This window comes from Vagococcus sp., assembly GCF_052102835.1.
Classification (GTDB): Bacteria; Bacillota; Bacilli; order Lactobacillales; family Vagococcaceae; genus Vagococcus.
Window position 1 is genome coordinate 181,355 of record NZ_JBQEIL010000002.1, and the last position, 12,597, is coordinate 193,951.

Sequence of the window (12,597 nt, forward strand, 5' to 3'; positions counted from 1 at the left end):
CAGACTTTTTGTACATAAGATATGCAAAATAAAAAACTTTGAAATAAAAGAAAGTAAAAAGAGGTGGATAAAGTAATGAGTCAAATTAAAATTGTCCCCTTGGGTGGCGTAAGAGAAAATGGTAAGAGTATTTACGTTGTCGAAGTGGAGGATGAAATATTTATTTTAGATTGTGGATTAAAATATCCAGAAGGCGATCAACTAGGAATTGACATGGTGATACCAGATTTTTCATATCTGAAGGAACATCGTGAGAAAATAGCGGGTGTTTTCTTAACTCACGGTCATGCGGATGCAATAGGAGCATTGCCTTATTTGTTAGAAGAAATAGAAGTGCCTGTTTTTGGAACAGAGTTGACCATTGAGTTAGCTAAATTAAATGTTAAAAATTATCCAAATACGAAAAAATTCAATGATTTTCATGTGGTTAATGAATTAACCGAAATTGAATTTGCTAAAGCAACCATTAGCTTTTTTAGAACAACACATACTATCCCAGATTCAGTTGGGGTTGTTATTAATACAGAACGAGGTAACATCGTTTACACTGGAGATTTTAAGTTTGATCAAAGCGCGAGTTCATTGTATCAAACTGATTTTGCTCGTCTAGCAGAAATTGGTAAAAGTGGGGTCTTAGCTTTATTAAGTGACTCTTCAAATGCGGAAAGTGATCAACTGATTGCGTCCGAAAATCAAATTCGTGAAGAAGTTTATGATACATTGCGTTATTCGGAAGGACGAATTATTGTCGCGAGTGTGGCTAGCAATATTCAACGTGTGCAACAAATTTTAGATGCGGCTCATCGTTCAGAAAGAAAAGTGATGCTAACAGGTAAAGATGTTGAGCAAATCGTAAAAACAGCAATTCGACTAGGAAAGTTAAGCTTACCAAGCGAAGACATCTTGATTCAAGAAAAAGAAATGAAAAAATATGAGGCCAATCAATTATTGATTTTAGAAACCGGTCGTAGTGGTGAACCACTGAAATCACTTCAACGAATGTCTAGTCGTCGTCATCGTACGATCCGAATTCAAGAAGGTGATTTAGTTTATATAACCACTTCGCCATCAAGTGCAATGGAAACCACGTTGGCAAAAACGGAAGACATGGTTTATCGAGCAGGTGGTACGGTTAAAACAATTTCAGATAATATTCATGTTTCTGGTCATGGTAATCAAAATGACTTGAAGTTAATGCTTAATTTAATGAAACCTAAGTACTTTATCCCTATTCAAGGTGAGTATCGTGTGTTAGCCGCACATGCTGATTTAGCACATGAAGTTGGTATCTCATATAAAAATATTTTTATTACTGGTCGTGGTGATATTTTAGAATTTGAAACGGGACGTTTGCGCATGACAGGGAGTACTGAGGCAGACAATATTTTAATCGATGGCTTAGGTGTTGGTGATGTTGGGAATATCGTCTTACGAGATCGCAAAATTCTATCAGAAGATGGTATTTTTATTGTTGCAGTCACGATTAGTCGCCGTCAGAAAAAAATAATTTCAAGTGCACGAATTACCTCACGTGGGTTTGTTTATTTAAAAACAAGCACAGATTTAATCAAAGAAAGTGCAACGATTGTTGAGAAAGTTGTTTTAGAAAACCTTGATAAAAAAGAGTTTGATTGGGGCGTTCTAAAACAGGAAATCAGAGAGCAAGTTAGTCGTTATCTTTATGAACAAACGAAACGTCGCCCGGTGATTTTACCTGTGATTATGGAAGCTAGCCAAAAAAAACGCTAATTTAAAAAATTAAAAAAGGTCTGAAACAAAATGCATATCTGCGAATTGTTTCAGACTTTTTACTAGAATTTCTAAGTGTTTTTGAGAACGCTGTTTTTTTATCAAGTTAATAAATTTATTTTTATTGGTAAGCATGCTAAAATGTTTACGGATAAGTGTGAAGGGAAAACAGTAGAATTAAAGAAGATATTTGAGAGTTGGGTGAATAAAAATGGCAGTAACAAAACATGATCAGATTCTTGAATATATTGAAAAGTTACCAGTAGGTGAGAGAATATCAGTTAGAGGAATTGCAAGAGATCTACAAGTGAGTGAAGGAACAGCCTATCGTGCAATTAAAGAAGCTGAAAATACTGGACTAGTTTCGACAATTCAACGAGTCGGTACGATTCGAATTGAGAAAAAAGTGAGAGAACATATCGAAAAATTATCTTTTGGGACCGTTGTAAAAATTATCGAGGGTGAAGTTTTAGCAGGGAGAAAAGGATTGGAAAAAATATTAGATAAATTTGTGATTGGCGCCATGACTACAGGAAGTATGCAACGTTATATTACACCAGGGGCTTTGATGATTGTTGGTAATCGTGAAAAAGTTCAACGTTTGGCATTGGAAAGTGGTGCAGCTGTGTTATTAACAGGTGGCTTTGATGTATCGAATGATATATTATCGTTAGCCGACACATTGGAAATGCCGATAATGCGAACAAATTATGATACATTTTCCGTTGCAACCTTGATAAATCGTGCTATCAGTGACCAAATGATTAAAAAAGATATTGTGATGGTAGGTGACATTCAAACACCGCTTGAAGAAACAGATTATCTAACCGTTCGTGATACGGTTGCTGATTATTTCTATTTAGTAGAGAAGACTGGAGACACACGTTTCCCAGTCGTTAATAAATCAAATCGCTTAATGGGGATTGTAACAAGTAAAGATGCTACTGGTAAAGCTTCAACGCAATTACTTGAAAAAGTGATGACCAAAAATCCACGGCAAGCGAAGCAACACATGAGCGTTGCAAGTATAGGACACTTGATGATTTGGGATGGAATTGAAATCATTCCTGTTGTAGAAGATGACTTAACTTTAAATGGAATTATATCACGTCGCGATGTGATGCAAACCTTGCAAATGATCCAAAAACAGCCCGTGATTGCGAATACTTTAGCGGATCAAATTGCTGCTGAAATTGTGGAAAAAGGACATTCAGAGCGTGGTGAATTACCGATGTTCTCTTTTACTGTGAGCCCACAAATGGTAAATAGTATGGGAACTTTAGCGTATGGTGTTTTAAATCAATTAATTTCGCATGTTACGCATCGAGTGATGATGATCAAGCATAAAAGCAATTCAATTATTGAACAAAGTAGTTTATATTATTTTAAATTAATTCAGATGGATAGCGTCATTGATGTTAAATCAACGGTAATTGATTTTGGTCGCCGCTCAGCAAAAGTTGAGCTTGATCTATTGCTGGATAATGTGTCCGTAGCTAAAGCTATTGTGATTTGTCAATTGATGGAACAAACGTAGAGGGATGATAAAGATGACAATAACGAATCAAATCTTAGAAAAAATTAAAGAATATCAACGTATTATAATCCACCGCCATCAGAGTCCAGATCCAGATGCTCTAGGTTCGCAAGGTGGTTTGGCGGAAATTATTAAAGCAAGTTTTCCTGAAAAGGAAGTTTATACGGTTGGTGGCCCCGTTAATGATTTAGATTATCTGTTGACAATGGATGAAGTGACCGACGAAATGTATCGTGAGGCATTGGTTATCACAACGGATACGGCAAATGCACCTAGAATTAGTGGTGAACAATATCAATTAGGTAAAGAGTTATTAAAAATTGATCATCATCCTAATGATGAACCCTATGGAGATATCGCTTGGGTCAATACGGAGGCAAGTAGTACGAGTGAGATTATTTATGATTTTTATTGGGAACATCAAGAAGAGTTAAAGATGACGGATGAAGCGGCTCGATTATTATATGCAGGAATTATTGGTGACACAGGTCGCTTTTTGTATCCAGCTACAACCAGTCATACTTTTTGGGTTGCTTCTAAGTTAAGAGAATATCAGTTTGATGCGGCTGCTTTAAGTCGTGAAATGGATGAAATTACGGAAAAAATTGCTCGATTATCTGGATATGTTAGTGAAAATATTCAAATAGATGAGAGTGGAGCTGCTAAAGTTATCTTATCGCAAGAAGTGCTGAATCGTTTTGAAGTACTTGATTCGGAAACACCAGCGATTATACCGATTCCGGGAAAATTAAAAGAAGTCAAAGCATGGGGAATTTTCGTGGCACAACCTGAAGGCTTTTATCGTGTTCGCTTACGTTCGAAAGGACCTGTCATTAATACAATTGCTAAACGTCACCATGGAGGTGGACATCCTCTAGCAAGTGGCTGTAATGCAAAAGACTTAGCTGAAGTTGCTATAATTTTTGAAGAAATTAAAACGGCTGTTAAAGAGTACAAATAAAAAAATGAATCTGTTCAGTGAAAAGATGAGATTAAATAAAGTAAGACTGATTTTTTTGATCAGTCTTTTTTATATTGATTTTAAGAGTTAAAATTAAAAGTTAAGTGTCTTCTTTAAATATAAAATAAGCTTTAACGTTACAAAAGCTTTTTTTTTGTTTATAATGGATGTTAAAGAGTATGGATGTGTTTTTCAAGTGAAAGGGTGATTTAAATGGACTTTTATACATATCAATTTTTTTATAATCAAGCAGGCCAAGGAAATGCAATGAAATATTATATTTTAATCGCACTTTTAATTGTTCTTATTTTCGTTGCTTTGAAACAATTTAGAAGTAAAGAAAAAAGAAAGTATCGGGATTTATTTGTTTTAATCACACTGATTTTAGTTTTTTTAGTAGGGATTCAGGTCAATGAATACGAAATTGGTAAAGTTAATCAAAGTAATTCTTCACAAATGTTAGCTTTTATGGAAAATATCAGTAAAAATCAAGAAGTATCAAAATCAAGATTAGCAGTTAATTCAAAATATATTAAAGATGAAATGTTAATTGAGGTGGATGACAAAATTTATCAAATTAATATGAATACTGATTTATCATCGTACAAATTAGAAGAAACCTTTTTAATCCAAGATAAAATAAACTTAGTGAAGGAGTAATAATGATGCATGATTATCTTCAAATTGGAATTAAACTAGCAATTGGTATTTTATGCTTGATTTTACAAATGAATATATTAGGTAAAGCAAATTTAGCTCCAACGTCCACTTTGGATCAACTTCAAAACTATGTGCTTGGGGGAATTATTGGTGGTGTGATTTATAATCAACAAATTACCATTTTACAATTCTTATTGATTTTAATTGTTTGGACCTTTTTGGTTGTATTATTTAAATATTTAAAAGAAAATGTAGGGTTTATGAAGAAGTTTATAGATGGACAGCCCATAACATTAATAAAAAATGGAGAAGTTATTGTAGATGCCTGTGCTAGAAAAGGGATTTCAGCGAGCGACTTAATGTTTAAATTACGCTCTGTTAATATCTATGATACACGTCAAGTAAAAAGAGCGATTCAAGAGCAAAATGGTCAGTTAACTATTATTCAGTACGGGGAAGAAATTGTGAAATTTCCTGTGATTACGAATGGTGTGATTGATTTCGATATACTGGAATCATTTGGTAAAGATCGTGAATGGCTAGATTCTGAATTAAAAAGCCAAGGAACCGATTTATCGAATATCTATTTGGGTCAATTTATCAATGGTAGTTTAAATTTAAGTGTCTATAATAAAATAAAAAACTAAAATGTTTTTTTAAAACAACGAAGAGAAAGGGAAACCTTCTCTTTTTTTTACTCTGACAATACAAATCGTACCTTAATTTGAATAGATAAGCAGATAACTTCTACTATAAATATAATTAGGTATAATAACAGTTATAAGGAGTAAAAAAATACACTTAAAAGGGTGGTTTGTATGTTAATTTTTGGAAAAATAGATTTAGAAGACGTTGGAGAGAATGCATATCGAATGAAGTTAGTAAAGAAACGTACGAATTGGGCTATCAAGGGGATGGTCTTTGTGGCGTTGCTTGGAACAAATATTTTGCTAATTGAACAAAAAGTTCAAGCAAATAGCTGGACAGCTAACTCTCAAACAGAAATTACACAAAGATTAAATAATAAAGAGCATTCTTTCACCTTTACAACAGGTGATACATTTTATGAAGTTTCACAAGTTTTAAATGTTAAATTTAATAAGTTAATGGCATTAAACGGGTTCAAACCGGGAGAGCAGTATCAGATTCCGATTGGTACTAAAATAAGATTTTCAGGTGATCAAGTTTCAGTCACTTCAGCAGAAGGGGTTTTAGAACGTGAGGTAATCCTAACGGTAGAAGATAAAGTAAATGAAAGCCTTCCTTTTGCTAATCAAATAGAAGAACCAAAAACAGATGTAAGAGATCGAGTTGAACAAGAAGAACCAGTACAAGTAGTTGATGAAGAAACGTCAAAGGAAGAAACTGAAAATGCAGTGGCAAAAGAAGATTCCCTCCTTGTTTCAGAATTAGCTTCTGATAATCAGGAAAAAGAAGTTTTGCCAGTTATTTCTCCCCCTATTGAAGTAGAAGAAGAGGCCCAATCAGAGTTAGAAATAGAGAAACAGGCTGAAGAAACAGATGAAAAACTTGAAGCCCCTATAGAAATAAAAAAAGAAACAGCTCTAGAGATTGAAGAAATAGAAGAAAGTGTTCCTACTCAGATAACGGAGGGAGTGGTAGAAACAGAACCGTCAATTGAAGTAGAGAAAAAAGAAACAGTAAATGAATTTGAGGACGAACAAAAAAATGACGAAATAACAAAGGAAGATCCTATATTGGCTGAGGAAGATAAAACACGTGAGGTAAAAGATGAGCCGATATTAGAAACAGTTGAAAAAGAAGTCAAGCAAAGAGTGAATACACCTGAAAAACAAAGACAGGTGAAAGCTTTAACAGGAAATCAAACACTGCTAGCTAGTCGTCAAGCAGCTATCCGTGAATTAACACAATTAAAATTAACAACTGTTCAAAGAGAGCAGTTTAAGAAAGAAGTCAATCGTGGTAAAACAGTTCGACAAATTAACGGTTCTTTAGCAAATGCAAGAAGACTAGCATCAAAAGTTGTTTTCAATCAACAAGAACAAAAAAAGGCACAAACGAATTTATTGTCATTGCTAAATAAAGAGAGACAAGGAAAAAAAGTAGTGATTTTAAAACGAGATACCACTTTGGATAAAGCGGCACAAATCAGAGCGCAAGAAATAAAAAAACAATTCACACATAACCGCCCAAATGGCAGTCGTTTTTATACATCGGTCTCTGATGTTCTAGGAAAAGTTTGGCACAGTTCTTATAATAGTTTAGGTGAGAATTTGGCAACAGCTAGTCATTTTAAAGAAGGTCAGGCAGTTGCAACAGATTTATATACTCGCTGGAAGGCGAGTCCTTCTCATTATAATAATATGGTTGCGAGTAAATTTAATTCAGTTGGGATGGCATTAGTTGAAATAGAGGGCACCATTTATGCAGTTACTATTTATGGAAATAAATAGTTATAAAAAGAAAAGAGGCACCGTTAAGTGAAAGATATCTTAACGGTGCCTCTTTTGATTTAATTTAATTTTTTTTCAATCGTATCAAATGTTTCTGCTGTTACAAAGTTCTCTTTTTGCCAAAACTGAGACGCAATTTCTGAGGGTTGCGGTTTTAATTTAATAACTTCACAACCAGTTTCTTCAGCCATTTGTTCAAGAGCTTGATAAAGGGGTTGAGCTAATCCCTCTTTTAGATAGCGTTTTTGTAACATAAAAGTATGAATCAAAGCTTCGTTATCCACAGGGGTGTTGATAATCCAATCAATGATCCCTATAAGTTCCTCATTGTCAAAAATACCATATAAATTTTTATTGTAACTGGTAGTATTATCTGGTAAGTCGTTAAACAGATAATTTATTTGGTCATCAGTGGCAAGCGTTGCAGATGATAAAGTAAGTTCTGCATAGTGACTTTTTAAAAATTGACTGACATGGTCATGATCTTTTTTTTCTGCTATTAATTTAATATGAATCGTTGGAAATGTTGGGTGTGAAAATTCTTTCATAGTTAGAACTCCTTCTAAACATAATTAGTCATTCATCTTAGAATAACTTAAAACAACCAAGAAAGGAAGGAGAAGACGAAAAAAAGAAGGTTTTAATTAGAAAAACCTTCTTTATTCGTTTTTATAAGTAAGGAAGCAGTTCTTCAATAGAATAAAAAGAATACCCTTCTTTTTTTAAATAAGTGATAACATTATCAAGACTTTGTGCAGTCGTCGGGTAGATATCGTGCATCAGAATGACACTTTTTTCTTTAACTTGTTGTCTGACTTCCTTTTCAATTGCTTTGGGATTCTTTGATTTCCAGTCGAGTGAATCAACATTCCAGAGCGAGATTGTCATTGGAGTTGTATCTGTGACTGCTTTATTGAATGCCCCATAAGGTGGTCTTAAATAAATAGGAGTTTCACCTGTGATCGCTTTAATTTTTTCATTGGTTATATTAATTTCACTTTGTAGATTAGCAGTAGAAATTTTAGTTAAATCTTTGTGACTATAGCTATGATTTGCAATGGTAAAGCCTTCTTTGTGAATGGTCTCAACGACCTCTTTATTTTGATCAACCATCAATCCTAACATAAAAAAAGTAGCAGTCACTTTATGTTTTTTCAAAATAGAAACAATGTCTAGCGTGCTAGAGGCGTTTGGTCCATCATCGAAAGTTAAAGCGACCATTTTCTTATTATTCTCTTCTTTAGGTTTAGGTTTTTTCAAAAGAACAAGAGCTTGTAGATAGTGTTGTTGTGTTTCAGGTTCTTTAATTTTGCGTGACATTTCATTAAGAGAGATAAGTTTTTTCTTATCTGGATATTTTACAACTTGCTTTTTTTGAATAAAAGGTTTCATTTCTTTTTGTAAAGTATCAACAAGGCTTCGTTGCTGTTTAATTTGCCTCAAAGCAAGTAGCGTTTTGGCTTTAAAGGCATCATCAGGTAAAGTGGTTACCGTTGCTTCTAAGTTTTGAATATCAGTAGCGCTTGGTATTTTTTTAAAAGTTCCATCTTCTTGAAATTGATGGTTTTTTAATGGATCGTCCTGATACCATGAGCCTAAAAGCTCTTGTGTTTTTTGTTTTCTACTCACTTCATCATAAAGTTTTTGATTCATCGCTTGTTTACTTTGTGCTTGTTTTTTTTCTTTTTTTAAATCATTTGAAAAAGTTTTAACTGTCGCTAAGTTAGTTTGATCTTCTTTAACTTGTGCTCTGATTTGTTTTAGATTTTGTTGTGGCACGTTTTTTTTAGGAAACTGTTGTTCGTCTAAAGTTTGTTCCAATTGAACTTTTAGTGTTTCTTGATTTTTCTTGATTTCGTTAAGGTGCTGCTGTTGGACATGAATATTTTTAATGAAAAAAATAAGAATGATTACTTCTGCTACAAGTAATACAGACAGTATACTTAACAAAATTTTATATTTTGTTTTAATAATGATCACCATTTCATCTTAATGTTTATTTTGATTAACTCGTCCTTTATATTCTAACGATATTTTTACTAGTATTCAAGGAAAGACAATTAAAAAAGTAAAAAAAAGAATAAAAAGTTTCTTCTTAACTGTTTTTTAACTAAAAAGTCACAAAAAAAAACAAAATCACCATAAATTGTACATATTTATCCTTTACTATATAAGTATACCAACAAAACAACCCTAACAAAATTTTCATTTTATTTACTCCTCCAAAGTAAATAAAACAACTCCTTTTTCTCCTAGCCTATTAAGGTTAGGAGTTTTTTGTTTTTTTATATTGAGGGACTAAAAAACAACCACCTTAAAAAGTTAATAAGGTGGCACTACAAAAAGATTGTTTTAAAGTTTATTCTTTATTAGAATTAGGCGCTTCATCATTAATTTTTTTTCTTCATGATTCATCTGGTTAGGGAGTGTTCGATTGATATTGTCTTCTTCCTCACGAACGCGTAATTCTATTGAAAAAGGTTCTTTATAAGTGATACCATCTAATTGATAGGGTCCACCTAAAATAAAAACACCTAAAGGAATTAGAGTCGCATGTTCACCGTCTGCTAAGTCGATTTTAGCAATTTCTGTGAGTTTTTGATAGTTGCTACCAATGAGTAAGCTGCCTTTTTTTATACGATAATAAGGAATTAAAGAATATTTATCAATCCAATAAGTATTACTATTTAATTCATTAGGTTTTAGTTCGCTTTTTTCAACTAAGTCATGAATAATTTCTTCAATAATTAAATCGCTATCTTCATTAAAAATAAGGGGTAAACTTTTCCCTTTAATTGTTCCAATTCCTGCCGATTGTTGGGTAGGATCACCTGAGAAAGTAACATCTTCAGGGACAATATCTTCAATGAAGTTTGTAACATCCCACTTGACTTTTCGATCTTTAAAATAATAAATAAAATTTAAAATGATAAAGTAAGTGAGGACAATAAAGATGCCAAGGTAGAGACTGCCACGTAAATAATTTTGATTTCTAAAGTAACCTCGGACGATTCTTAAGATATACAGCGTTGGGAAAATGCTGACGACAGTAAAAATTTTGTTTTGTAAACGTGGGTTGATATTTAAATAATTTAAAAACTTACTAATGTTTGCAAAAATCAAAGCAAATAAAGCGTCCATTATTGATCACCTGCTTCTATTGGTTGATTGTTTTTATTGGGTGTGTTTTTATTGTCTTGTGAAGGCGTATTCTTATTTTGTTGATTTAAGTTAGTGTCTTCATCAAGTTTTTCATCGTCGGTTGCTGGTTTATTATTATTTCCAGCATTATTATTGTTTTGAATATTATCATCATTACTACTATTATTGTTATTATTATTGTCTTGTGAATTAGAAGGTTGGGTTTGTTTCTCGTTATTCTGGTTATTAGAGCTTTCTGTAGTACTTGAATCCGTCGTTTTACTCTGATTGGTTTCTTTTTTGACCTCTTTTTCTTTTATCTGATTAGTTTCTGTTGTTTGAGTAGTTTTACCGTTGTTGATTTCTGTTGTCGTTGTGGTCAATGTCGACTCAATTTTTTCAGGTTTAGGTGCTTTGTAACTCTTACTATCAATGACCGCAGTCGTCGTTGAGATACTAACAGAGATTGCTAAAATCGCAATTGGTTTGAGAAAAGGAGCAACAATTTTTGTTTGTTTCATTTCAAAATTCTCCTTTCAAAATAATTTAAAATGACAATAACACTAGTATAGGATAAAAACATGAATATTTTAAGAGTTATATCTAAAAATATGAAAATTATTTTTGATAAAGGAAAAAAATTAGTTAGTCTTAAAAAAATAAATCTTAAAATAATTAAAAATGACCGAACGCCTTTATTCCTTATTAACTTTCTCCTTTTCTATTATTATTATATAATAATAGAAAAGTTTTGTTTTTCTGGTAAAGTGGTTGAAAAATGAGACTAGAGGCTGAAAGGATACGATAAAAGAATGACGGAACAAATAAGAGATATTTTAACTGTTTATCAACAAGCTTTAAATTTATTTCCATATTGGACAGACCCCAAAATAGAAGCCTGGTCAACCGCTTGTTTTAGCTTATTAGAAGAGGTGAAACAAGAGATATCACTGTCTAGTTTTTACTTTAAATTAATGAAGGTAACAGCTACATTAAATGATGGACATACTCTAGTATATTTACCCTCGTCATTAAAACAACCACTTTATCTTCCGTTTAGACTTGGAATTGTAACTGGCAAACTTGTCATCAAGGAAACATCAATAGAAAATAAAAAATTTAAAAATCGTCCTATTCAATTGATAAATCAACAAACTGCATCTGATTTTTTGAAAAAATTAAGTCGACTTTATTGGAAAAATAGTGAAGTAGTTTCTCTGGAGTATTTTCAAAACAGCCCATTTTTTATTTTGGGAAGCGAAGATTTTGAGCTTGTTTTTGAAGACGGTGAAACCGTGAAACTTGGCTATCAAAAAACAGTATTTGAAGCACAGGAAAAAATTAAGGCAGAGGTTGTTTGGTGTGAAACCGAAGCTATTCAAATTTATGCAATCGGTAAGAAGGTGGTTGTTCGTTTGAAGCATTTTATGTCGCCAGAGATTGTGACTGAATTTTATCGTTACGCACCAGAATACTTAGATTATGAAGAAATCATCTTTGATGTTCGTGACAATCTGGGGGGAAACTCAGGATTTGCGAATGAATTAACCCAAGCTTTCTATGATACTGAATTTTTGACTGAAAAAACATATCATCAAGTGTTCGATGCGGAATGTTACGCGTCAGGGACCATGATGTTTTATCAAAAAGAGCAGCTTTCAAATCATGCGGATGCTGATGAACGTCAGGCTTATCAGATGCTACATCATCAACACTTGGTTGAAACACTTGAAACAGACTATTATGAAGAGCGTAGGGGATTGTTAAAGGATTTACCGGTGACGATTCTTCAAAATAGAGGAACGTATTCATCAGCTGAAAATTTTATTATTAATTTTGATAATGAAAAACGAGCTCGTTTAGTTGGTGAGATGACGGCAGGTTCGACCGGACAACCGGCATTGATTAAGTTAGCAACGGGTGGTGTTTTTATGGTGACAGCGAAGAAAACCTGCTATCCTAATGGTAAATCGCATCACAATCTTGGAATTGAACCAGATATTTGGCTTGAAGAAACACTAGCTAGTCGTAAAGAAGGACGGGACAAGGTATTAGAATTTTGCTTGGCTAACTAAAAAATAGGAATAGGCTCGCTTATTTTAATTTGTTATACT

The 12,597-nt window shown here is 33.0% G+C and carries 11 protein-coding genes; 7 read left to right on the forward strand and 4 right to left on the reverse strand.

What is annotated here, in order from left to right; all coding sequences use genetic code 11:
* The first annotated feature begins 75 nt into the window (after positions 1-75).
* From ACTJFD_RS02885 to ACTJFD_RS02910, 6 genes are all read left to right on the forward strand, one after another.
* Entirely contained in the window at positions 76-1,749 is a 1,674-nt protein-coding gene (locus ACTJFD_RS02885) for a ribonuclease J (protein ID WP_442259587.1), read from the forward strand.
* A gap of 211 nt (positions 1,750-1,960) precedes the next feature.
* The gene (locus ACTJFD_RS02890; protein ID WP_442259589.1) at positions 1,961-3,286 is read left to right on the forward strand and encodes a DRTGG domain-containing protein; all 1,326 of its coding nucleotides are present in this window, start codon (positions 1,961-1,963) and stop codon (positions 3,284-3,286) included.
* Between the two features lie 13 nt (positions 3,287-3,299).
* A complete protein-coding gene (locus tag ACTJFD_RS02895) occupies positions 3,300-4,247 on the forward strand; it encodes a DHH family phosphoesterase (protein WP_442259591.1) in 948 nt (315 codons plus the stop codon).
* Between the two features lie 213 nt (positions 4,248-4,460).
* The gene (locus ACTJFD_RS02900; protein ID WP_442259592.1) at positions 4,461-4,907 is read left to right on the forward strand and encodes a DUF3290 family protein; all 447 of its coding nucleotides are present in this window, start codon (positions 4,461-4,463) and stop codon (positions 4,905-4,907) included.
* 5 nt (positions 4,908-4,912) lie between these two features.
* Complete coding sequence (locus tag ACTJFD_RS02905; RefSeq protein ID WP_442259594.1) at positions 4,913-5,554, forward strand: DUF421 domain-containing protein; 642 nt, start codon at positions 4,913-4,915, stop codon at positions 5,552-5,554.
* Between the two features lie 171 nt (positions 5,555-5,725).
* Complete coding sequence (locus tag ACTJFD_RS02910; RefSeq protein ID WP_442259595.1) at positions 5,726-7,342, forward strand: CAP domain-containing protein; 1,617 nt, start codon at positions 5,726-5,728, stop codon at positions 7,340-7,342.
* A gap of 59 nt (positions 7,343-7,401) precedes the next feature.
* On the opposite strand, the gene ACTJFD_RS02915 is transcribed toward ACTJFD_RS02910, so the two are convergent.
* From ACTJFD_RS02915 to ACTJFD_RS02930, 4 genes are all read right to left on the reverse strand, one after another.
* A complete protein-coding gene (locus tag ACTJFD_RS02915; RefSeq protein WP_442259597.1) occupies positions 7,402-7,890 on the reverse strand; it encodes a GNAT family N-acetyltransferase in 489 nt (162 codons plus the stop codon).
* A gap of 121 nt (positions 7,891-8,011) precedes the next feature.
* Positions 8,012-9,322 carry a polysaccharide deacetylase family protein gene (locus ACTJFD_RS02920; RefSeq protein ID WP_442259598.1) on the reverse strand — a complete coding sequence of 437 codons (1,311 nt, stop codon included), beginning with the start codon at positions 9,320-9,322 and terminating at the stop codon, positions 8,012-8,014.
* A gap of 372 nt (positions 9,323-9,694) precedes the next feature.
* Entirely contained in the window at positions 9,695-10,483 is a 789-nt protein-coding gene (locus ACTJFD_RS02925) for a DUF6681 family protein (RefSeq protein WP_442259600.1), read from the reverse strand.
* Positions 10,483-11,004, reverse strand: coding sequence for a hypothetical protein (locus ACTJFD_RS02930; protein ID WP_442259602.1), 522 nt, complete (start codon positions 11,002-11,004; stop codon positions 10,483-10,485). Before ACTJFD_RS02930 ends, ACTJFD_RS02925 begins: the two co-directional genes overlap by 1 nt.
* A 291-nt stretch (positions 11,005-11,295) precedes the next feature.
* On the opposite strand from ACTJFD_RS02930, the gene ACTJFD_RS02935 reads away from it, so the two are divergent.
* Positions 11,296-12,558, forward strand: coding sequence for a S41 family peptidase (locus ACTJFD_RS02935; RefSeq protein WP_442259603.1), 1,263 nt, complete (start codon positions 11,296-11,298; stop codon positions 12,556-12,558).
* Positions 12,559-12,597: the final 39 nt, after the last annotated feature.